Genomic DNA, 22,690 nt, shown 5'->3' with positions numbered 1-22,690 from the left:
GCGCGCTCCCGGACTTCCGGGGAAAACTTGGTTGCCTTCTTGTTCATGGCTCGATTCTCTCAAGAATCCGAGCCTCCACAAAATTCGGTGCGGTTCAGTCGTCGTTGCGTAGTTGTGTTTTCGCCCGGCTGACGAGTTGACGGCATGCCGCTTCAGTCTTGCCGATCGCATCGGCGATTCTGTCGTAGTCGATGTCGAAGACTTCGTGCAGTAGGAAGGCCGCACGCGCTTCCGGCGTCAGGCGCTCGAGCAGCATCAAGAACGCGACCGACACTTCGCTTGCGCGCTCTGCTATTTCTTCGGGAGTCGCTGGCGAGTCACCGAGCTCTGGTTCGGGAAGCCAGATACCTACGTAGTCCTCACGTCTGATCTTCGCCGTGCGTAGGCGGTCAATCGATAGCCGCGTCGTGATTGCGACGAGCCATGCTTCGGCAATCTCGATGTCGTCATGGGGCGCATCGTGCCAGCGGAGCCATACATCTTGCACGATGTCCTCGGCGTCTGCGACGGATCCGAGCATCCGGTAAGCGATCTTTTGCAAGCGCGGACGAAGTGTGTGGAAGGCCTGCACTTCGTTTTTCACGATTACTCCATTGAAGTCGAGTTCAAAGGGCCGCTCCGGAAGCCGAGGGCGGGGGAATCGTAAGGGACGCCGTCGCGGCCTTCGACCCGAATGGTCTCATTCACCAGAGGGTGTCGGACTTTCTTGACCGAGACGTGGTATGACGAGTCGGAAGTTGACAGTTTTACTTCCACCCGCCGCCGATGCTTTGTGCACTTGTGTACGATCGACAACCTGGACGAAATCGACGTCAGTCTTTGACAACGGCCCAGCAGCTCATTCTAAACGCATATCGGCTGTGACGCAGTCGCATCAGAGAGGCAGTTACATGCGCGGCTGCTGCAAGCTGAAACGTGGCGCGCGTACAAGGCGCCTCTCCGAAGCATGGTGATGTTGCGCTACCAAAACTATGCTACTCGACGTTCGAGTGCATCTCGGGCGCTTTCTGTTGTGAGCCTATTTACGTCATTCAGATCGAGTGACCGAACATGTTCAGTCATGAAATCCACAAAGATGCGCACGCGCGCTGGCAGATGTTGCCTGCTGAGGTAGCAAATGTAGTGGCCTCGGTCTGTTCCGATATGTTGCGTCAACGTCATGACAAGTTCGTCGCGTCTGACGTAGTCCCAGATCTGGTGGGCAGGCATCTGAGCAATGCCGTGACCATCGAGGACAGCTTTTAGCACCAGATCCGCATCATTAAAAGTCAGCTTTGAGGTCGGCAAGTACTTTCTAATCTGGCCCGCTGTCTCGAACTCCCAGTTGTTTACGCGACCGGTTGCGGCTCTCGTGTTGATGCAATCATGTTGCTGCAGTTCATCGAGCGTTGTCGGAAGGCCGCGCTTTTGGGCATACGAACGTGAGGCACACACAATCATTCGCATCGGTATCAGCCGCTTTGCGATGATGCTGGAGTTTTCGAGGTAGCCATCACGAAATGCGACATCGATTTGATCGGTGACGAAATCCGCAGGCTTATCATCCAAGAGTAAGTCAACCGAGATATCGGGGTAAGTTTCGGAAAATTTCAACAGCAATGGTGCTACCACATTTCGACCAAAGCTATTGGAAGAGGAAACGCGCAGGGTACCGCTTGGTGGGCCGTGGCGGAGTTCGAGCATGTCATTCATCGCTTCGGCGATGTGGGTTACCCCAAGTTTGCAGTTCTCAAAGAATCGCTCGCCTTCTCGGGTTAGGCTAGTGGTCCGCGTCGTCCTAAGGAACAGGCGTGTGTTCAATTGCTCTTCAAGTCGCTGAACCTTGCGCGAGACAGCTGAGCGCCCGATTCCAAGTCGGTCGCCGGCCTTGGCGAAATTCCCTTCTGTTGCGACCGCCATGAACACTATGATCCCTGCATAGCTTGTCGCGAAACAATTTGACAAGTAATCGGCGTGAATCGGCATGCCGGGGCGGAAACCACCCTGTGACGTAATCATTTGATTCATTGTTGGCTCCAAATCTAATGCACGCAGTATCTAGGGGTGGGTGTATTTATATCGCGTTTGCGATACGATTGCTGCCGTAATTTAAGGATACGCGCACGTAGCCAGAATGCAATTCTTCAAGGGGTTGGTCGTGCTTTCCACATGGACGACTGCAGCTAATACCAAAGTATGGTGCTTCTATGCTAGGAAGTGAGGAGGGTAGAGTCTAACGGCGATGGACCGGGTCGTATTAGGGCATGCCTTGCGTTTCCACTTCTAAGGTCGGCACGGCAACGTTCGCAGCCGGACGTGAGGCGGCGTGGCTTAAAGCTGGTTTCGACATGGTTCTGGAGGGCAACAAGATCTCGAGTGTATGGATAAGCGGCATCTTGATTCAGATGGAGCGGTCGTGAGGCTCATCATCCGAGTTTTTTGCCCCACCGGGGCGACTGAAACATGGGCAAGGGGAACGCCAAACTGATGACTGGTGGCCTAAGACCGCGAAGTATCCTGGGGATCGGTGAACAAAAGAGGGAGATTCGTGGCGTTCAGACAGGTCGAGCATTTCGGCTTAGAAATGGCGTCATCCGTAGCAGCGGGCTTGGATTGCTGCGTCGTATCGACGCCTCGCTAATGCGCTTCGACTTCGGTGAGCAGGTGACGAATCCACGGTGACACTTTAGGGGGCCGGGAAGCCCCACCGACCTTGACGCAGCCCGGTAGAATCGCGTCATATTGTTTTGTGAACAATGGAAGCCTTGGCCGACGGGGCGATTACACTGGCATGAGATTTTTCCGCTGATTTGCAGTGGACTAGAGTGGTGCTCACGTCACTGGTATTCGTCCAGGTCGACCTTGGGATCAGACTAGTGAAATTCCCCCGTCAACTCGCAGGTTGACTCCGGTAATGAAATTGCCCTCGTCTCCTGCGAGGAACAGTGCAGCATTGGCAATTTCTTCCGAATGCCCAAGTCGGCCAAACGGAATAGCACCCGCTATGACGGCTTCAAAAGCAGGGCGATCCTGTGCCGTAATGCCAAGCTTCCCGAGGATCGGGGTGTTTGTCGGACCTGGACTGATGACATTCACGCGGATGCGGCGTTCCTTGAACTCCAGAGCCCAGTTACGGGCGAACGCTTCGAGCGCCGCCTTACTTCCCGCATAGACGGTATGCCCGTCCAGCACCTTGCTGCTCGCGATAGAGCTTATCAGCAAAATTGAACCGTTGTTGCTAAGCAGTGGTGCGATCTTTTGCACGCCAAAAAAGGCTGCCTTGGTATTGGTCGAGAACTGCATGTCATATTCTTCAACCGAGACTTGGTCAGACGGCGTAATGACGTTCATGCCGGCATTCGCTACGTAGATATCAACCTTACCGAAGCGCTCGGCAACGAGTGATGCAACACGTTCGTGTGTCGCGAGGTTGGAGAGATCACCGGTAAGACCCGTGGCATTCTTACCTAGTCGTGTAACCGCTTCATCCACGGCGGTAGCTCGGCGTCCGACGATAACGACACTGGCGCCCTCTTTGGCGAAACGTGAGGCTATGGCAAATCCGATGCCGCTGTTTGCGCCGGTGACGACTGCAACCTTTCCTGCAAGTGTGTTCATGATGTGGTCATGGAAGTTGATTCGCCTGAGAATCTAAACGTAGTGCGCTTCTTCCACTAGTCTTACAATGGGCTCATCACTAGTGCCACTCTGTCATCAATGACAATTGAACGTTTGCATGGCCTGTCGGCCTTCGTCCGCGCTGTGGATGCTGGTTCCTTCACCGGCGCCGCGAAGATGCTCGGCACTTCACCTTCGGCCGTATCCAAGAGCGTGGCTAGATTGGAGGCACGCCTTGGCGCTAAATTGGTGCATCGGTCAACGCGTTCGTTTGAGCTGACCGAAGAGGGGCGGGCGTATCACGGGCGAATTGCGCAGCTTTTACGTGAGCTGGAAGAGGCTACAGAAGTGTTAATAGCACCCTCGGTAGCAGCTGGGACGCTTCGAGTCAGCATGCCGAGCGATCTGGGGCGCACATTACTGCCAGCAATCACATCGAGGTTAATGCAGCGCCATCCCAAGCTCAAGCTCGATGTCGGTCTCAGTGATCAGTATGTCGACCTTGTACGGGATGGTTTCGACGTGGCGCTGCGGGTCGGGCATGTGGTGGAAGGTGGTCTATTCGCTAGGCCGCTGACTGAGTTGCCCCTGGTTCTGGTGGCATCCCCGGATTACCTGGCGCGGTTTGGCATCCCGGTCACGGTGTCGGATCTTGCGCAGCACTGTCATGTGCGGTACATGCTTGCCAGACAGGTGACGCCGCTCATGTTTGCTGACGGCAATTATTTTCCAAGCGACGGATCCTTCGATTCTGACAGTGGGGAGGCGATGAGGATCGCCGCCGTACGTGGCTTAGGTGTCGCTCAGATGCTCAAGGCTGCTGTGCAGGCCGATCTCGATGCTGGACGCTTACGTTTGGTATTGCCGGACGTGCCGTTGCTGGCTGTACCAGTGCGGGCCGTGCATGCATTCGGCCACCGTCTGCCAATGAGAGCTCGAGTTTTCATTGACTTCATTGCTTCGGAACTGGTCGCTAGGGCTCTTTAGCGAACTATGTCCGAGCCGAGTAATTTTCTCGGGTGATAGACCACACCAATAGAAACTCGCGAATTATGCGTCATCGTCTCGCGGTGGATTACACGTCTAATAAATGACCCAATATGAGCGGCCGTTCTGACCGGAGAGCTGGCGACTAGCTACGTTGATTTCGATGCTATTGTCCAGACGCGGCAATCGAAATTGCTAGATTTATGCTGGGTATATTAATCAAGTAGGCGATCGAGTTCTGGGAGGGTGTTGATGCAAATGCATTGTCGCGACGGAAATTTTAATTTTAACTTAAAAATATTTGCCATTTAATTTAATCGGATTTTATGATCGGTGATTGATGGTGCGGAATTTGAGACTGGCATCGTCGCCTCAATGAGGCTGATTGTTTGATTTGGGCTTTCCACGTGCATTGGCATGTGCATTGTCAGTTCAACTTTTCCCGTTGCCGTTGCATGATGGTAGTGCTCAGCCATTGGGCACTCGAGACGTGCATCGATGTCGTCTGGGACGCTGCGGGAATGGTGCCTGGGCGGAAACATAGTAAGCCTCATTGCAGTACTACCGGCACGCCACGCTGTGCCCTAGGATCTGTTTAAAGAAGTCCTGCGGTGCGTCACATGTCGCACGCTTCATGGATTCATTCAGTAACGCGCGCTGTCGGCAGTATTCCAAGGTGCAGGAACGGTGCTTTATAGCGATCTTTTCGCTCGTATCCCATCCGTGTTCTGGCGACCTTTGCGTCCTGTGGTCGGCACGGTTCACATTGTATTCGCCACACAACTGAAGAGGTAACTACTTTGAAACGAAATATCGTGATCGTCGGCGGTGGCTTTGCCGGGCTTTGGGCGGCACTTGGTGCGGCGCGGGTGATTGACATGCAGCGCGATAAGGGATTGGACGTCGAGATCACGCTAGTCTCACCGCGTCCGGAGATTCACATTCGCCCCCGTTTGCATGAGGCCCATCCGGAGCAGATGGCTGTGCCATTTCTGCCACTTCTGAATGCTGTGGGCGTGAAGTTCATTGAAGGTACGGTCGAACGTGTGCATCCCGCCGATCACAATGTCGACCTCGTGACAGCGCACGGCGAGTCGAGGAGCATCCGTTACGACCGACTAGTGCTGACTACAGGAAGCCAACTGTCCCGTCCGTCGCTGCCTGGCCTTGAGCATGCGTTCGCAGTGGATCAGCTCGAAGAGGCGGTCCAACTCCGAGAGCACCTCGAACGCCTGGCGGGAAAGCCGGAAACCGCGGCTCGTAATACCTTCGTAGTCGTAGGAGGAGGCTTTACCGGACTAGAAGTTGCGACGGAATTGCCGGAGCGACTCCGTGCCATCCTTGGAGAGGGCGTGCGTCCTCGTATCGTTATTGTGGAGCGCTCGAAGGAGATCGGCCCTGACATCGGCACAGGTCCGCGTCCGCAGATCATCGAAGCGTTGGATCATTTGGGCATTGAGATGCGCACTGGGGCGGGGGTCGTATCGGTTGATGCTACCGGTGTTGTGACGGAAACCGGTGAACGCATCGATGCGAACACCGTTATCTGGACAGGTGGTATGGTTGCGAGCGCGTTGACAACCCAGGTCACACCGAGCGTTGATCGTCAAGGTCGCATGGAGGTGACGAGCGATCTGCGCGTGATCGATGCGAAGGATATCTTTGGTGCTGGCGATGTGGTGCGTGCGCTCACCGATGACGGCGGGCACTATTCGCTAATGTCATGCCAGCACGCATTGTTCATGGGTCGCTTCGCTGGCCATAACGTCGCTGCGGATCTGCTGGGGTTACCGACCCTTAAGTACCGTCAGGAGTTCTACGTTACCTGTCTCGATCTCGGCACTTGGGGGGCAGTTTATACCGAAGGTTGGGACCGGCAAGTCAAGCTGACGCACGCCGAAGGTAAGGAGCGGAAAATTCTGATTAACACGCAATGGATCTATCCGCCTGCACCGGATCGTGAACTGGCGCTTGCCGCCGGCAATCCGGCAATCATATATGCCTGAACAGCTTCCTCTGACGCTAAGAATGAACACAATTAGCCCGTCATAACGTTCGTGCCCGTTTGCCGGCGCTCTCTACCTCCCGGAGCGCCGGCTTTTTTAATTCTGGACAAATCTATTCGAACCAGGATAGTAATATAAATTTCCTGAATTTAGTCGAGTGCATTGCGATTGATAGTGGTGTGGAGGGGTTTGTATTGAAATGGTGACTAAATTAATTGTATTTATTTTGTCGAGTAAAGGCTTTATTAAATTATAAGTCGATTGGAATTATTGTGTCATGCGGCTCCGTCATTTAATATGGCGCGCGTAAATTGAGTTTCTTTGAAAGCGGGATATCCTGATTTTATATGGTTACTCTATCAATCGATCCATGGATGCAGACGATCAATTTGTTGGCGGCATGTCAGGAGAGCATCGTGACACGAACGCACGTCATTGTTAGCAGTGAGGATATCCGTGCGCAGAGGATTCCGGCGAGCCTACCGCTGCGGGCATCTATCCGTTTAATAGAGCGCCCGAATTCAACCACAGTTACCGTAGCTTGGAGCGATCCGACCATCGGTAATTTCGGAGATCAGACGTGGCGCTTGACTAGAGCGCGTCGCACTGGGATTTGCGCGATCAGTGGGCGATTCATTGGATGTGGCGATGAGATATATCGGCCAATGAGTCGGCCTATCCCGGTGAATGCAAAGACTATGATCTTGGCAGACATAGTGGTGGAATTTGATAGGCTTCGTTGTATGTGGTAAGTGTCTTGTTGGTGGAGGGTATTGGTGAAGTTTTGTTAATTTAATAAAGCTGCAGGGGTGTATTGTGCTATCTCATGAATTAATATCTCGATATGGGCCTCTGATTGTATTTTTAAATGTCTTGGGATCTTCGCTTGGTTTGCCCTTGCCCGCTATTCCGACATTGATTACTGTTGGAGCCAGTATTGCCATCGCGACTAGTACGACGACTTCGAATTTGTTGCATTTCTTTGTCATGCTGGTTGCTGCCGTCCTGGCTGGCGTCATCGGTGATCTCGTTTGGTTTCAAGGGGGAAAGCGATATGGCGAGCGAACTCTTCAAACGGTGTGCAAACTATCACTATCACGCGATACCTGTGTGAGAAAAACAGAGCGGTTCTTTGGGCGGTACGGTGTCCGCGTCATGATTGTTGCGCGATTTCTGCCTGGCCTATCGCTTGTTGCAGTGCCGTTGTGTGGTGCTATGGCCGTTAGATTGTCTTCATTCATTTCATACGATTGCGTTGGAGTATGTCTCTGGGCATTCGCCGGCTTGATATTGGGTTCGCTGTTTTCGGAGCAAATTGGAATTTTATTCATTTGGATGTCTCGCTTTGGATGGCAGGCTCTGGTTGTTGGTGGAGCCGCTCTTGCGCTTTATATTCTGTATCGATATTGGCGCCGGATTCTCCTTGAGAAGGCGCTAGAAAAGGAGAGAATAAGTGTGGATGATTTGCACGCTTTATTAATGGAAAATTCATCTCCACTGATATTCGATATCAGATCTCCGGAGCGTCGCCTGATTGACCCGTTTGTCATTCCTGGTTCAATTTTTGGTGACGAACGGAAGGCTCATGAGGTCGTTAATGAGTTCGGGACGCGTCGAATGATTGTAATTTATTGCTCATGCCCAGCGGAAGTGTCGGCTGCTTGGATGGCCAAGCGATTGCGAATAGCCGGTGCTCAAATTGCGTTGCCGCTAACTGGTGGAATCGATGCTTGGCGGATCGCAGGATTTCACGTTGATCCGATTGAATAGATATTCTCCGCGAGTATGCGGATAACAGTGTGCGTCGCGTGATGGAGCTTTGGCGGTACGAAAATCATCTCTCTCGAGAATAACGATTAAGAGATTTATTACCTATTCTTCGGAGTCTGGTCGCATGAATTCATCGAAAGCCTACCACGATGACGAATTTTCGCGGACTATTGCAAAGCAAGCCAGTGAGGGGCGAGCCGATGAGATTGGCACGTCTGGGATTAGCAAACATGTGACTGCCGATGGTGCTGATGAGTTGTTCTCTACTGTCGAGTCAAGAGCCGAGCAGATGCGCCCATATCTGTCTCCGCCCGAAATTGAGCGCATTCGTCGCTTCGGTATACCGAGGCGATATCTCGCAGGCGAAGGGTTGTTTCGGGCCGGATCTCCAGCAGAGGGACTGTTCCTGGTGCTGAATGGGAGAATCCGTATTACCCGCCGAGATGGGCGGGGGGAGAAACATTTTGAAGCTGATCTTCATCCTGGTCAGTTTCTAGCGGAGATCGGGCAACTATCTGGACATCCTGCGCTTGTCGACGCAGATGCCCTTGAAGACGTTAATACACTTTTGTTCTTACCAGAACAATTGCGAAGCTTGATTGTCGCCGAGGCGGAGCTCGGTGAGAGAATTATGCGCGCGTTGATCCTGCGACGCATGCATCTCGTGGAAAGCAAGAGTGGTCCAATTATCGTTGGTTATGCAGATGATCCGATGCTTGTCGCGCTGCAGGGCTTTCTGACGCGAAACGACTACCCTCACGCAATGCTCGATGCACAGATGGATCCCGAAGCGGTGAGATTGTTGGAGGGAATGGCCACATCGAGAGCTGATTTCCCGCTTGTGATCTGTCCGGATGGTACGGTGATGCGTGCTCCGAGTCCGAACATATTGGCTTCGAAGCTTGGTTGGATTCCGGAGTTCGAACAGGATTACGTGTACGACGTGGTCATTGTCGGGGCTGGTCCTTCAGGTTTGGCCGCTGCAGTCTATGCGGCGTCCGAAGGACTTTCGGTCGCAGTGTTTGACAGTCGCGCTCCTGGTGGCCAAGCGGGTGCCAGTTCGCGGATCGAAAATTACTTGGGATTTCCTGAGGGAGTTTCTGGACAAAGTCTTGCGGTGCGCGCATTTGCTCAGGCGAAAAAATTCGGTGCACATATAGCGATACCAGTCGAAGTGAAGTCACTCCATTGTGAGTGCACGCCGATTGAGATCGAGTTATTCGACGATCGCCGTGTGAAGGCACATACGATCGTGATTGCCGCGGGTGCGGCTTATCGACGTCCAGACTTTGCTCACGTGCGGGAAGGGCAGCAACGCGGTATATATTACTGGGCTTCACCGGTTGAAGCAGGCTTGTGCAGAGGAATGGAGGTTGCCGTGATCGGTGGCGGGAATTCTGCTGGACAGGCAGTGGTGTATTTGACGTCTCACGCATCACACGTGCATATGCTTGTTCGAGCGACCGGGCTTGAGACCAGTATGTCCAGGTATCTGATCGACCGAATTGCTAAACTTTCAAATGTCACGGTTCATTTGCAGACAGAAGTTCAGTCGTTTGAGGGCGACGACCCGAAGTGTGCCGTATTGAACTGTAAAGCCTTTGGTGGCGAGGTGAGACTAAATGTTCGGCATGTATTTGTCTTCACTGGGGCTAGTCCGAACACTGCATGGCTGCAGGACTGCCGGGTTAGTACGGATAAGAATGGATTTATCGTGACAGGGACTGCGACGTCGCTGCGCTCCGCAAGGGCTGCGTTGCCTTTGGAGACCTGTGTGCCGGGAGTATTCGCTATAGGTGACGTACGAGCTGAGTCGACAAAACGTGTCGCAGCGGCAGTCGGCGAAGGGGCGACGGTAGTGTCTCAAATTCACAGTGTGCTCCCAGAACGTAAAACGTTAGCAAACGGAGAAGTGCTGCCTGCTCAGTGAGCTAATCTAGTTCCTTTCGTTTTCTGCTGGGGGCGGGACGACCTCGATATACGTAATTGTTGCCGTTGGCGGGAGTACGCGCTCTTGCGAATGATGATTCGGTGAGGGCGACGATTCGATATGCTGGCGGAGTTGTGGTTTTTCGGTACCCATGGGTCCATTTGTCGCACCGAATGCAGATCTGATGACACCTTAAACATGCATAATAGATGAATGTTTCTGGATTTCTCCCAGAAACCCATCTCGCAAGGGGAACAGAAATGCAAGAAACCGTACTGATTTCCGGTGGCAACTCCGGCATGGGGTTATCGACAGCGCTGCTGTTGGCCCAGCGAGGGTACCGCGTCTTCGCAGGAGCCCGCTCCGAGGAAGGGCTCGCAACGATCCGCAGCAAAGCGAGAGAGCACGATCTCCCAATTACACCGCTAGCACTCGACGTACAGAATACGGATTCTGTCGCGACCGCCGTCAACGACGTGCTGATTTCATCCGACCGCTTAGACATAGTGGTGAATAACGCCGGTTACGGTTTGGTGGCGAGCGTCGAGGATGGTACCGACGAGGAGTTCGTTCGTCAGTTTGACGTCAATGTCTTTGGCGTGCTCCGGCTCATTCGTGCGGCTGTTCCCGCGATGCGTCAAGCGAGGCGCGGTGTCCTCGTGAATGTCGGCTCATTCCTTGGACACATGGGTCTACCACTGCTGACACACTACAACGCGAGCAAGTACGCAGTCGAAGGAATCACCGAATCGCTTCGATTGGAACTATCGCCCTTTGGTATTCGGGTGCACACGGTGGCGCCGGGGCTGTTTCGGACCGGCTTCGTGTCTCGCGGCTTGACCGCCAATCCCCGCACAACCGCATCTGATTCTCCCTATGCAGTTGTGGCAAGCAAGCTACTGCCGTTGGTGGTGAGCCGCATTAACGAGGGCCCGGATCCGATCGCAGTAGCGGACGCTGTTCTCAGTGCTATCGAACAGCCGGATGCGCCGGCCCGCATTCCTGTAGGTGAGGAGGCAATTCGTGCCGACGAGTTGAAACGCAGCTTGGCGCCTGCGGAGTTCGAAGCCGCCGTATGCCGTCTCTACGGCCTGGCGGCTCCAGCATGACTGCGTTACCTCTTAGAAGCTGTTGCGAAATTAATTGGGCGCTGTTTTGAGTTGGTTCCAGCAAATCAGGCAGCACGCGAGCGAGAGGAATGCTTCATGCACGTGTGCGTATCGTTCGTAGCGAATCTTGAGCCGTCTGAATGCATGAAGCCAGGCAAAGGAACGTTCGATGAACCATCGCGTTTTACCGAGGCCGCTGCCATGAGGCGAACCGATTTTGGCAAGCAAGGGCGTGATGCCGCGTTCGCACAGGTGCTGTCGGTGTGGCTCGGAACTATAGCCCCGGTCGCCCAGAACAATTTTCGGTTTGCGCAGAGGACGTCCGCGTTTTCCTCGAATGGGAGGAATCGCCTCGACCAACGCATCGAGTTGCGTGCTGTCGTTGCAATTCGCGGCAGTCAAGATGACCGTGAGCGGGATGCCTTGCGCGTCGACGATGAGGTGCGCTTGCTGCCGAGCTTGCGCCGGTCCGTTGGGTTCGGACCGGGTTTTTTCCCGCCAGCATCGCGCGAACCGAAGGGCTGTCGACAATGGCGCGTGCCACGTCGAGTTGGCCACGACGGGGTAACTCAGCCAGCAACGTCTTGTGGATGCGTTGCCAGACGCCCGCCTCTTGTCATGCAACCGGCCGTCGCCAGCACGCCGTGCCTAAGCCGCAGCCGCATTTCTTGCGGTAGCAGATTCCTGGCGATGCCCGAGCGAAGCACGAATACGATGCCGGTCAGCACCGCTCGTCCGGCGTCGGCTTGCCGCAATGTCTCGAAGATCTGAGTCGCCACGAGTGCATCAATTTTCGCTTTGCCAGTGGTCGCATATCCGAATGGGAGTTCCAAATCGATGGCCGTGTGCAAAAGTACCTACCGACGTCGCGTCTTACATTCAACGACCCGGATCTAGTACGGCGTGCAGTTCTGAATGGATCGGGAATTGCTCGGCCGGCTAGATATCAGATCCGCGATGATATCGCGTGCAACAAACTTGTCGTCGCGTTGGAAGGCCATATACCAGCCGACCGCGGCCACTATATCTGCTATCCCAACCGGACACACGTTCCGACACATATTCGGACCTTTGCCGATTTCATGACCGAACAGAATCGCACGGCGGCCCCGAGCTGTATAGCTCGATCCACTCCGGAGAGTGGGGGCTACTGGTAACCAAGAAATTTTGGTATGCGATGTAATGAGTTCAGGGAAACACTCTCCCTGCTATTGGATTGATGAGCGCGTGGGAGCGGGCGGTCAATGATCTCAATCAGGCTACAGACGAGGGCTCCGAGTGGGGCCTGGCTTCTGGCATTGACTGCATGTCTGCCATCACCTTTCTTTTATCGAAGAAAGTAATCGGTGCAACGCGATCATCGCTGCTTGTTCGTGGTGACTCTCCGCAAGTTTGCATGCCCTTGACCGCTTCCGATTGGTGCCCGGGAGGCAACACCATCGTGGCTTACTGAGGTCTACCACTATACGAGGGGATCGCTTATGTTGACGTTTCCCCATATTTAATCTGAATAAGGCGAACCGCTTCTAAACGGCTCCGCGCTTTCCTATCGAAATCGTGGTCCCGCGCACGCGCACCGCGCTATCTGCATGTTCACAATATTTCACCTTAAGAACGTTGCGATCAAAATACGTAATGTCGAGGTCGCTTACCAATGAATGAGCAGATCCTTCTCGCCGATCGTCCGACGAACGATGCCGGCTCGCCTGGCACGGTATTGGCGCCGCAGCCTCAATTCAATTTCCGGCTCGCTGTGGGGCTGATTGGCATTCTCCTCGCGTCACTTTCGTCCGGACTCAATAACCGTGTGACCGACATTGCATTACCGGACTGGCGCGGAGTCGTCGGAATGGGGCATGACGAGGGTACATGGATCGCTGCGGTCTATAAGGCGGGCGAAGTCTCCGGCATGATGGTGTCCGCGTGGTTTGGAGTTACGTTTTCGTTTAGACGATTTGCGATCGGCGTTGCAATCGCATTTGCAGCATTGGCTGCCGTCTTTCCGTTTGTGAGCAGCTATCCGTGGCTCGTCTTTCTACGCGCGACTCAGGGACTTGTCGGCGGATTGTTGCCCCCCCTGTTGATGACCGCCGCGCTCAGGTTTCTTCCGCCGGGAATCAGACTGTACGGGATGAGCGGTTACGCTCTTACGGCTACGTTCGGGCCGAATCTCGCGACGCCGCTTGCCGCATTGTGGACCGACAAGGTTGGCTGGCAGTTCGTGTACTGGCAGGTCATTCCGCCCTGCGCGTTGGCGGCCGTTCTCATGGCATGGGGTTTGCCTCAAGACCCTGTTCGGTTGGATCGATTTAAGCAGTTTGATTGGCGCGGTGCGATTCTCGGTTGCGGCGGTGTCTCCATGCTGGTTCTGGCACTTGCACAAGGCGAGCGACTCGACTGGTTTGCATCCCCGCTCATCAATGCCTTGCTTGTATCCGGTGTGCTTTCGCTGACATTGTTCTTTGTGAACGAGTGGAACCATCCGTTGCCGCTCTTCAAATTGCAGATGCTTGCCCGGCGGAATTTTTCACATGGCCTGCTCACGCTCGCTGGGATCCTCATTGTGTTTATGTCAGCGTCTGCATTGCCTACTGCGTATCTATCAGAGGTTAGAGGCTATCGTCCACTCGAAATCGGCCCGTTGACACTAACAATCGCGATTCCTCAACTGATCGCCGCTCCGTTGGCAGCAATGCTTTGCAATTTCCGATGGCTTGACAGCAGGGTGGTGCTCGCGACTGGGCTCGCATTGTTGTCGGGCGCATGTTTTGCGGGGTCCTTTTTAACATCTGACTGGATCCGTGACAATTTCTATCTTCTGCAGGCGATGCACGCGTTGGGTCAGCCATTGGCGGTGCTCCCGGTACTAATGGGGGCAACAGGGGTGGTGCAGCCGCAGGAGGGACCGTTCGCGTCCGCGATGTTCAATACTATACGCGGAATGGCGACGGTATTAGGTGCGACGCTGGTGGAGTCGCTAATGACCCACCGGGAACACTTTCATTCAAACATCTTGGTTGACCAGATCGGCCAACGCATTCATTTGCTGTCGCAATCGGGGGGGCTGCTTTCGCGTGAGAACTTGCATATGTTTGCCAGGCAGGTGAGGCAGCAGGCACTCGTCATGAGCGTCGCCGATGTCTACCTTACGCTCATGGCGCTCGCGGTCTCATTGATTGCATTGCTTCTTTTGCTGCCCGAGCGTGCTTATCCCCCAGGTGTGCAACCTGGTTCTATCAAGTGAAAGTACCCATGACGAAGAAATTGCCCTTACTAATTGCCTCGATGATTGTTGTACTGATTGCCGTGTTTGTCGGATTTCGTACTACAGGGGCGTCCGGTCGAGGCACCGAGGTCACGGACGATGCCTATATAACGGCGGATTTCACACTCGTGGCACCCAAGGTTTCGGGACTAGTCTCGAAAGTCGCAGTTGCAGATAATCAGCGTGTACGCGCAGGTGACTTGCTTGCAGAAATCGACGACCGTGATTTCCGCGTGGCACTGCAAAACGCACAGGGGGAGCTCGAGGCAGCACAGGCGCGCCTCGAGAACGTGCGGGCTCGCGATACTAGACAGCGTGCATTGATCGAGCAGGCTGAGGCTGTAGTGCACGCCGATGACGCTGCGTTGGTTTTCGCTGGGCAAAATGCGAAGCGATACGAAGAGTTGTCTAAACGGGGCGCTGGGACTCAGGAGCAGCAGCAACAGACAGCTTTCTCTCAACGACAACAGGGGGCCATTCGGAAGCGTGACGCTGCCGCGCTTTCGGCTGCGCAAAAGGAACTGGGTGTATTGGCAAGCGAGGATACGGAGGCACGAGCGGCCGTCGAGCGAGCTAAGGCCGCCGTCGAACAGGCTAGACTCAATCTCTCTTATACAACGATCGTCGCCCCGGTTGACGGCGTAGTGGGACAGCGCAATGTGCGTGTCGGTGCGTACGTCAGTCCTGGAACGGCGCTGCTGGCAGTTGTGCCGCTCGAAAAAGCATTCGTGGTAGCCAATTTTCGCGAGGTTCAGCTTACGCACATGAAGCCCGGGCAGCGTGTGCGAGTACGCGTCGACGCGATGCCGGACGTGGTTTTGGCCGGACGCGTTGAGAGCATTGCGCCGGCGACCGGACTGACCTTTGCACCGATGGCACCGGATAATGCCACCGGCAATTTCACGAAGGTTGTTCAACGGTTGCCGGTCAAGATCGTGTTCGATGCAGATCAGACGGGCGTGGCACGACTGAAGGTGGGTATGTCTGTCGTGCCGAGCGTGGATGTGAGTGGCGGAGAGGTGCGATGAGGACGGCTCGGCCCTTGTTCGCGACTGTGATCGCGGTGCAGATCGCTATGCTGCTCGGTGGTTGCATGGTTGGCCCCGACTTCATTCATCCGGACCCGAAAGCGCCAGCTGGGTGGCGTGATCATGTGAAGGGCGAGAGCGAAAGCCGGCCGGTCGCGCGTGCGCCGGAGCCCCAATGGTGGACGGTGTTCGGTGATCCGATTCTGCTGAGGCTCGTCAATCGGGCCGCGGTACACAATTTCGACATCCAGGTCGCAGCGAGCCGGCTCCAGCAGAGTCGCTGGGAGCGCCGGATCGTGAGTTCAGCCGGTTTGCCGTCGGTTGGCGCGAACGCAAACGCACAACGGGTAGGCGCGAGCGAGAACGGGTTGATGAGCTTGACGGGGGTGGGTTCGCAACCTCCGGCTGCTGCGATGGCCAACGGTGTTGGTAACGGCGTCGCTGGTATCAGCGGCGCTGACATCAGTGCCCCACTGAACGTGTATCAATACGGGTTTGATGCGATATGGGAACTCGACATCTGGGGAAAGACGCGACGCAACGTCGAAGCGGCTGACGCGCTCAGTACCGCGTTGGACGAGGTTCGCCATGGCGTGATTCTTTCCGTTGTCAGCGAGACTGCGTTGAACTATGTGCAGTTGCGTACTGTGCAGGCAACATTGGCGGACACGCAGGAGACCCTTGAACTTGCCCGGAGAAGTCTCGAGCTGACAGAGCGTCGTCGCGACGCAGGGGCAGCAACGTCGCTTGATGTTTCGGAGGCGGCTGCACAGGTTCAGTCAGTCTCCGCGAGGATTCCAGATCTGGAGTCACGAGAAGGGCGGTTGATCAATGCCCTGAGTTTGCTTCTAGCAGAGGAGCCTGGCGCACTCGAGACTGAGCTGAAGTCGGCGAAGCCGATCCCTCCCGTACCGCCGGTCGTGCCAGTTGGTCTTCCTTCCGAACTGGCGAAACGCCGGCCCGACATCCGGGAGGCGGAAGCGCGTCTGCATGCAGCTACCGCTGGCATTGGCGCGGCAAAGGCTGATTTTTACCCATCGGTGACACTCAGCGGCAGCTTTGGGATGCAATCTCTGAACTTCGCGACCTTGGGAACGTGGGCCTCTCGTCAGTTTGCGGTCGGGCCGACGCTTAGTCTGCCAATCTTCGAGGGGGGGCGGTTGACAGGTATGCTGCATTTGCGAGAAGCGCAGCAGAAGGAGGCGGCATTGAATTACCAGAAGACCGTGCTGACGGCCTGGCACGAGATCGACAACGCATTAATCGATTTCGACGCGCGTCAGCGGCAGCGCAAAAATCTTTCCGCCGCGCTCGATCACAGTCGAACGGCTTATGACGCGGCGGTTGCGCGATACAAGGCAGGGGCGAGCACATTCCTCGACGTGCTTGTGCTTCAGCAAGCACTTCTTGAAGCTCAGACTCGATTGGTCAGTGCGAACGGTGACGTATCTTTGACCGCGATTCGTCTCTACAAAGCACTCGGCGGGGGGTGGGAGAGTCTCCCATCGTCTGGTGCAAGTCAAAAGGAACCAAGAACTTGATGCCGGGCCGGGGAAAGGTGGCTTTGTCGCGGCAACACGCGTACGAAGGGCACATATTGCCGACCACTTTGCTCGCGTAGTTACGTTGAGTACGTATTGTCTCTAGTAGCATCGGCCTTGGTGTGATGACCCGTCGCTGGCGTGGATCCGACAGGTTCGGTCAAGTGCGGGACAAGGCGACATGGACCACTATTCAGCAGCGATCCATTGATGAACTGAGCCGTCGCGTGTCTTGACTACGGGAATGGTGCTGCTTGGCGACCGCGCGTAGCCACGGTTGGTTCATGCAGTAAGGAGGCGAACATGCCGTTGAGTAAGCGCAACAAACTGCGGGAGCCGTCTCGCTTGAAGATTCCCGCTTATGACGAAATTGGGGTCGCGCTTCAAGGCGGTGGGGCACTGGGCTCTTATCAAGCCGGTGTGTGTGAAGGTCTGGTCGAAGTTGGTGTTGAGCCGACGCGTATATCGGGGGTAAGGGACGTGAGCTTCCCAGTCGTCGTTCGCGGTAAATCGTGGCGTTGACGCTGCGAGTGTGGGCTCCGGATGGGGTTGTGGATGGCGGCAATGATGTGTCTGGCCACCGCCAGATGGCCAGAGCAACAACGACCACAAATGCCGTGCAATTGAAGCGATAAGGAAGTAGGTATAAGGCGTGAAACCTCCGAGCGAAGTGCGCCTCGACGCGATTGCTGAGTCGGAGCAGCCGTAGGTGGCCGTACTCATGGAGGCGATATGTCACTGAAGAAAGGCATTCAGCGTTTGATATCTATGGTTTTGCGGTGAAGAAGTGCGCGGAGCACTGCAATTGGGACTTGGAAGACAATAGCACACCCGTGTTCTTCCTCGGCCCGCTCAAATTCCGTTGGGTCTAGCAGCGCGCGAGGCATGACCTCGCGGAGCGTTGAGTAAGCATTCCGTCTAAAATTCGTGGCGAATCCCGATGCGTGCTACCACTTATCGTTTTGTAGACGACTGGCTGTCCGTTGCGCCGTCGTAGATGTCGGCATGGGCACCGCCGGTTGCTTGCTGGTAGATGGCCATGAGGTACACATCGGTGCGTTTGGACAGATAGTAGTCGAGTAGGGCGTTGAATTGGTGGTATTTTGGTCTGGTACGGACGACGTCGGCCTTTGTGTTTGTGAACGTATAACCGACTTATGCGCATCCGCAGGATGCGCCTTCGAGTAGTTCCGTTGAAAATTACGCACCGAACGGTGGGTAATCGACATAGCCCTTCAGACCGCCACTGTAGTATGTTGCTCTATCGGCGGTAGCGAGCGGCAATCCGGTTTTGAGTCTGTGCACGAGATCCGGATTTGCGATGAACGGCTGTCCAAATGCCGCGAGATCGATCAGGCCATCATCAATAAGTACCTTCGCACGGTTAATCGTCATGCCTCCCGCGAGGATGATCGAGGTATTGTCTGCCACGCGCTTGATACAGGACAGCAGTTCAATAGTGCGATCTTCCGAGGCTGTGTCGTCTTTGGGCGCAACCGAGACATTCGACTGATCCATGACGTGAATGTACGCTATGCGCCGCATGCCGAGCTCGAACGCAAGCGCTCCATAGGTATCGAGAATGCCCGGGTAGTGCGGCATATCGAATAGCTGCCCATATGGTGAAATCCGGATGCCTATCTTTCCCGCGCCTATACGTTCGGCAACGCCATCGACGACTTCAAGCGCGAAACGCAACTGATTTCCTGGTGTCGCCGAATAGCGGTCAGTGCGATCGTTGACCAGAGGATTCAAAAACTGCTCGAAGAGATATCCGTTTGCCGCGTGGATTTCCACGCCGTCGAATCCAGCCTCCATGGCGTTGGCCGCAGCGGAAACGAAGTCCTCGACTACGCGCTCGACTTCCATTGTCGACAATGCGGAGGGCGTTGACGTCGGGACGAACCCTGGCTTCCGATTCTCGTCGTAGGCAAACACAATTGAGTCTTTTGCGATCCGTGATGTGGCGCTGCGTGGCGCACCGCCACCAGGCTGGAGGCTTGTGTGCGATACACGACCCACGTGCCACAGTTGTGCGAAAATCTTGCCGCCGACGGCGTGAACCGAGTCCGTGGTTAGCCTCCAACCGGCTACCTGTTCGTCTGAATAGATGCTCGGATTGAAAAGATAGCCCTGACCCTCACGGGAGATCGGGCTTCCTTCGGTCACGATGAGGCCGGCGGTCGCGCGCTGCGCATAATAGAGAGCGGTGCGTTCATCGGCAATATTATTTGCAGCGCGAGATCGAGTCATCGGTGCCATGACGATGCGATTCGTTAGTGGAATCCCGTTGAGATCGAAAGGCTTGAAAAGTTGAGTCATGTCTGTTTCCTTGTGTGGTAACTCAGCGCTGCAGGTATAGTTCGAGTGCTTCGGCTCCGCCGATGTACTGACCGTTGATGAATACCTGCGGCGCGGTCATGCTTCCGGATACGGCGCCCAGTACTTTGCCCCGGATTTTGTGGTCGAGTGGTATGTCGACGTAGTCCATCTCGTGTTCAAACAGCAACTGTTTAGCCTTCGCGCAGTAAGGGCAGCCGACCTTGGAGAACACCACAATCTGATCCGGGCGCAGCGCGTCCGGTGCCACATGGTTTAGTAGTGTGTCGGCATCCGACACCTTGTATGGATCGCCTGGCTCATCCGGCTCGATGAACATCTTGTCCACGACGCCGTTCCTGACCAGCATCGAATAACGGCGGCTCCGTTTGCCGAAACCTAGGTCGGCTTTGTCGACAAGCATGCCCATGCCGTCGGTGAATTCTCCATTGCCGTCTGGAATCATGACGATATTCTGGCATTCTTGGTCTCGGGCCCACTCGTTCATCACGAAGGTATCGTTGACGGCTACGCAAAGGATGGCATCGACACCGGCGGCACGGAACACAGGTGCCAGTTCATTGAAACGCGGCAGGTGGGTTGAGGAACACGTTGGGGTGAAGGCGCCCGGTAGCGAAAATACGGCGATCGTTTTGGAATTGAATAGTTCAGCAGTGTGAACGCTTTTCCATACGTCGTCTTCGCGGATGCGGAACGTCACATCTGGGACGCGTTGACCTTCACGGGATTTCGGCATGTTGAGTTCCATTAGCAGTCGGTGATCCAAGCGCAAAAAATCGCGTGTCGAGCGCGGAAGTCTGCGCACCCGGTTGATTGTTGCTGGTGAACATTATGGAATGCGACTGGTTCTGATAGACGGAGTCACCGGGCAATACTGTCGTGCGTGAAGTGCACCAACGGGTCAAAGTAACCATGGCAGGCGCCTCCTGGTATCGTCTGATCATCGAAGGTATCGCGCTATTGCAGAGCTCGAACGCATCGTGGGTTTTCTACCTACCCGTGTTCCGTAGGGACGAATCTGGTTTTCGTCGAATTCTCCAGCTTTGCACGACGTGATGCTTGTAGAGCAGTTCCACCTTTCTGGGTATGGCGGATTGTTGTCGCCCAGGCAATATGGTGGGCGCGTCTATGGTGCTACTTATGTGTGAATCTCGAGCCTAGAATCCGCCTTGGCGACCGTTACGTACACTGTATTTCGAGTGTCAAACTGGTCGTACGAAACGTCGAACTGAACCTATATTGGGAGTGCGCCATGAGATTGGGTATTTTTCTGCGATCGAGTATCTGTTCCACGATACTTTGCGCGGTCATGCCAGCAGTTGCTTTTGCTGATCCGCTCGCCGTCAAGGTTGACGATCTCGACCACGATGGTCAGTTTAAGGGTGCACAGGTGTACAACGGATTTGGATGTCGTGGCGATAACGTCTCGCCTCGAGTCTCGTGGGCGAATGTTCCGCCTGGAACAAGAAGTGTGGTCGTCACGATGTACGATCCTGATGCCCCGACCGGAGGGCTCGGATGGACGCATTGGGAAGTCGTCAATATTCCGCCTTCGGAAACGTCGATTCAGAAGGGGGCGTCAGGAAATGTGCGACTAATGCCGGTGGGCGCGCTCGAGACGTTGACGGATTTTGGCGAATCCAAGTATGGTGGGCCGTGTCCGCCGCAAGGTGAGTCGCATCGATATGTCGTAACGGTGTCTGCGCTGTCCATCCCGAGTGTCGACGTGAAATCGACGTCGAGTCCGGCGGTCGTTGCATATCAGATGCATGGAAACATACTTGGGCAGGCGCAATATATCGCGACCTATCACCGATCGTCGAATTGACAGTGAGCGCCGATTGAGAGCGTATCTGTGACATCTCTGCATGACTGCGGCACGCATCTTGGCAATTGGGATCGGAGTAGCACTCATGTTCGACACAAAAGATTGCCGTCGAGGTGCCGCGTTCAGCGGATATGCCGCACTAGCATTGCGGGGCGATTGCCGGGATCTTGCGGTCGCCCGATCCTGAAAAGTGTTCTCGCGGGCCTTCGTGCCGACGGTGCGGCGATTGAGCCGACCCCAGTGACTCAACGAGGCGCGCTAAGACTCAAAATCGATAACGTACGTAGCCCGTGTAGAAATTGCTTCCCGGGTTTGGCTCCTTGATGCTGGCATTAGAGATATGCTGGAAACGGAACCCAATTTCGATGGCGGAATTTTTTCCCATGCCCATGCCTACGCCAACCATGTCCGAGAATTGAAACGCGCTACCCATGCGATGCTCGTCGGAGGTGCCAGCGTGGCTTAAGATACGAACGCCAACTGAACCCTCAATGAACGGTGAAAAGTAACTCCCATGGTTTTCGAGGCGGATTATCGGTGAGAGTCCGAGTTCTGCTAAGTCACGTTGATTTGTCTGACCGCGGGTGTTCCAGCCAGCCATATCTGCTTCCGCCTGGAGCCTTATCAACCAGCCTTCTGGGTTTCCATACTGGATTGGAGTGTTGAAGTTGACGCCTAGCTCGTATTTATTGATGTCGTGGCTTGTATCTCGACCAAATCCGAAATGTACGGCAGGGTGTCTCCATCCGACCAGCTCTTCGGCAATAGCATTTGAATTGGACATAATTAATAATGCGGAAATCGTGATTGCGCGTGCGATGGAAATGTTGAGAATGTGGCGCGTCTTGTGCGAGTGAAAAGCTGGTTTATAAGTGTTCATAAGGGAAATGTGGAATTGCCATCCAGCTATCCGTTTGTCGAAATTTCATGCGACAAATCGTACATTCGTTGTTAATGCTTCGGTAGCTCAGAAGACTGCACTTACATGTTGTCCGGACCACAACAATCAAGAACCAGTGGACGGTGAACCGCTTACGCCGTGGAGGTAAGTCTATTTCCATAGACTCGGTCGGACCGTGCGTGGTCAGATCATGGACTATCGCTCGTTGCCTCCGCCATCAACCGACGTACGCGCGAAAATCATCGCGGATGAGTATCCTCATCTTCGCGACGTAGCCCGCGTGTGGTCAGGTTGACCTGCTCCCCGCGTTTAGTACGGTGACGGTGTAGAGTCCGTTCCAGAGAGGAACGGCAATGAAAAAGCGATTCACCGAAGAACAAATCATCGG

At 54.9% G+C, this 22,690-nt stretch carries 14 protein-coding genes and 4 pseudogenes; 11 read left to right on the top strand and 7 right to left on the bottom strand.

Translation table 11 applies throughout. The annotated features are described in order from the left end of the window. Positions 1–100 precede the first annotated feature (100 nt). From HWX55_RS35165 to HWX55_RS35155, 3 genes and pseudogenes are all read right to left on the bottom strand, one after another. A pseudogene (locus HWX55_RS35165) lies at positions 101–583 on the bottom strand (sigma-70 family RNA polymerase sigma factor); the annotation flags it as partial. A gap of 386 nt (positions 584–969) precedes the next feature. Next, positions 970–2,007 carry a LysR family transcriptional regulator gene (locus tag HWX55_RS35160; protein WP_175979009.1) on the bottom strand — a complete coding sequence of 346 codons (1,038 nt, stop codon included), beginning with the start codon at positions 2,005–2,007 and terminating at the stop codon, positions 970–972. An 840-nt stretch (positions 2,008–2,847) separates the two neighbouring features. Further along, positions 2,848–3,597, bottom strand: coding sequence for an SDR family oxidoreductase (locus HWX55_RS35155; protein WP_175979008.1), 750 nt, complete (start codon positions 3,595–3,597; stop codon positions 2,848–2,850). Positions 3,598–3,696: 99 nt separating this feature from the next. On the opposite strand from HWX55_RS35155, the gene HWX55_RS35150 reads away from it, so the two are divergent. The 5 genes from HWX55_RS35150 (at position 3,697) to HWX55_RS35125 (ending at position 11,399) form a co-directional block, all read left to right on the top strand. After that, entirely contained in the window at positions 3,697–4,584 is an 888-nt protein-coding gene (locus HWX55_RS35150) for a LysR family transcriptional regulator (protein WP_175979007.1), read from the top strand. Between the two features lie 800 nt (positions 4,585–5,384). Continuing rightward, positions 5,385–6,590 (top strand): FAD-dependent oxidoreductase, encoded by a 1,206-nt coding sequence (locus HWX55_RS35145; protein ID WP_175979006.1) that lies wholly within the window; start codon positions 5,385–5,387, stop codon positions 6,588–6,590. 816 nt (positions 6,591–7,406) lie between these two features. Then, on the top strand, positions 7,407–8,360 hold the full coding sequence (locus HWX55_RS35135) for a VTT domain-containing protein (RefSeq protein ID WP_175979004.1): 954 nt from the start codon (positions 7,407–7,409) through the stop codon (positions 8,358–8,360). 124 nt (positions 8,361–8,484) lie between these two features. After that, a complete protein-coding gene (locus HWX55_RS35130; protein ID WP_175979003.1) occupies positions 8,485–10,290 on the top strand; it encodes an FAD-dependent oxidoreductase in 1,806 nt (601 codons plus the stop codon). Positions 10,291–10,550: 260 nt separating this feature from the next. Then, on the top strand, positions 10,551–11,399 hold the full coding sequence (locus tag HWX55_RS35125; RefSeq protein WP_175979002.1) for an SDR family oxidoreductase: 849 nt from the start codon (positions 10,551–10,553) through the stop codon (positions 11,397–11,399). 30 nt (positions 11,400–11,429) lie between these two features. Here the strand turns inward: HWX55_RS35125 and HWX55_RS35120 are convergent. Continuing rightward, positions 11,430–12,168: pseudogene (locus HWX55_RS35120) on the bottom strand (IS5 family transposase); the annotation flags it as partial. Here HWX55_RS35120 and HWX55_RS35110 point away from each other — a divergent pair. From HWX55_RS35110 to HWX55_RS36275, 5 genes and pseudogenes are all read left to right on the top strand, one after another. Then, positions 12,143–12,556 (top strand): annotated as a pseudogene (locus HWX55_RS35110) (LysR substrate-binding domain-containing protein); the annotation flags it as partial. The pseudogenes HWX55_RS35120 and HWX55_RS35110 overlap by 26 nt on opposite strands. Before the next feature lie 497 nt (positions 12,557–13,053). Further along, positions 13,054–14,643, top strand: a complete 1,590-nt coding sequence (locus HWX55_RS35105; protein WP_175978999.1) for an MFS transporter — start codon at positions 13,054–13,056, stop codon at positions 14,641–14,643. Between the two features lie 8 nt (positions 14,644–14,651). Beyond that, the gene (locus HWX55_RS35100; protein WP_175978998.1) at positions 14,652–15,692 is read left to right on the top strand and encodes an HlyD family secretion protein; all 1,041 of its coding nucleotides are present in this window, start codon (positions 14,652–14,654) and stop codon (positions 15,690–15,692) included. 14 nt (positions 15,693–15,706) lie between these two features. Then, a complete protein-coding gene (locus HWX55_RS35095; protein WP_244140705.1) occupies positions 15,707–17,233 on the top strand; it encodes an efflux transporter outer membrane subunit in 1,527 nt (508 codons plus the stop codon). A 303-nt stretch (positions 17,234–17,536) separates the two neighbouring features. Continuing rightward, positions 17,537–17,707: pseudogene (locus HWX55_RS36275) on the top strand (patatin-like phospholipase family protein); the annotation flags it as partial. Between the two features lie 726 nt (positions 17,708–18,433). Here HWX55_RS36275 and HWX55_RS35085 read toward each other — a convergent pair. Then, positions 18,434–19,555 (bottom strand): alkene reductase, encoded by a 1,122-nt coding sequence (locus HWX55_RS35085; protein ID WP_175978995.1) that lies wholly within the window; start codon positions 19,553–19,555, stop codon positions 18,434–18,436. Positions 19,556–19,577: 22 nt separating this feature from the next. Next, a complete protein-coding gene (locus HWX55_RS35080) occupies positions 19,578–20,309 on the bottom strand; it encodes a glutathione peroxidase (RefSeq protein ID WP_175979010.1) in 732 nt (243 codons plus the stop codon). 516 nt (positions 20,310–20,825) lie between these two features. On the opposite strand from HWX55_RS35080, the gene HWX55_RS35075 reads away from it, so the two are divergent. Continuing rightward, positions 20,826–21,401, top strand: coding sequence for a YbhB/YbcL family Raf kinase inhibitor-like protein (locus HWX55_RS35075; protein WP_175978994.1), 576 nt, complete (start codon positions 20,826–20,828; stop codon positions 21,399–21,401). A 265-nt stretch (positions 21,402–21,666) separates the two neighbouring features. Here HWX55_RS35075 and HWX55_RS35070 read toward each other — a convergent pair whose 3' ends face one another. Next, positions 21,667–22,281 carry an acyloxyacyl hydrolase gene (locus HWX55_RS35070; RefSeq protein WP_175978993.1) on the bottom strand — a complete coding sequence of 205 codons (615 nt, stop codon included), beginning with the start codon at positions 22,279–22,281 and terminating at the stop codon, positions 21,667–21,669. Positions 22,282–22,690 lie beyond the last annotated feature (409 nt).

Source organism: Burkholderia sp. BCC1047 (genome assembly GCF_902833155.1).
GTDB classification, from domain to species: Bacteria; Pseudomonadota; Gammaproteobacteria; order Burkholderiales; family Burkholderiaceae; genus Burkholderia; species Burkholderia sola.
The sequence above is the reverse complement of the archived record's forward strand: the minus strand, read 5'-3'. Positions and strand labels throughout refer to the sequence as shown.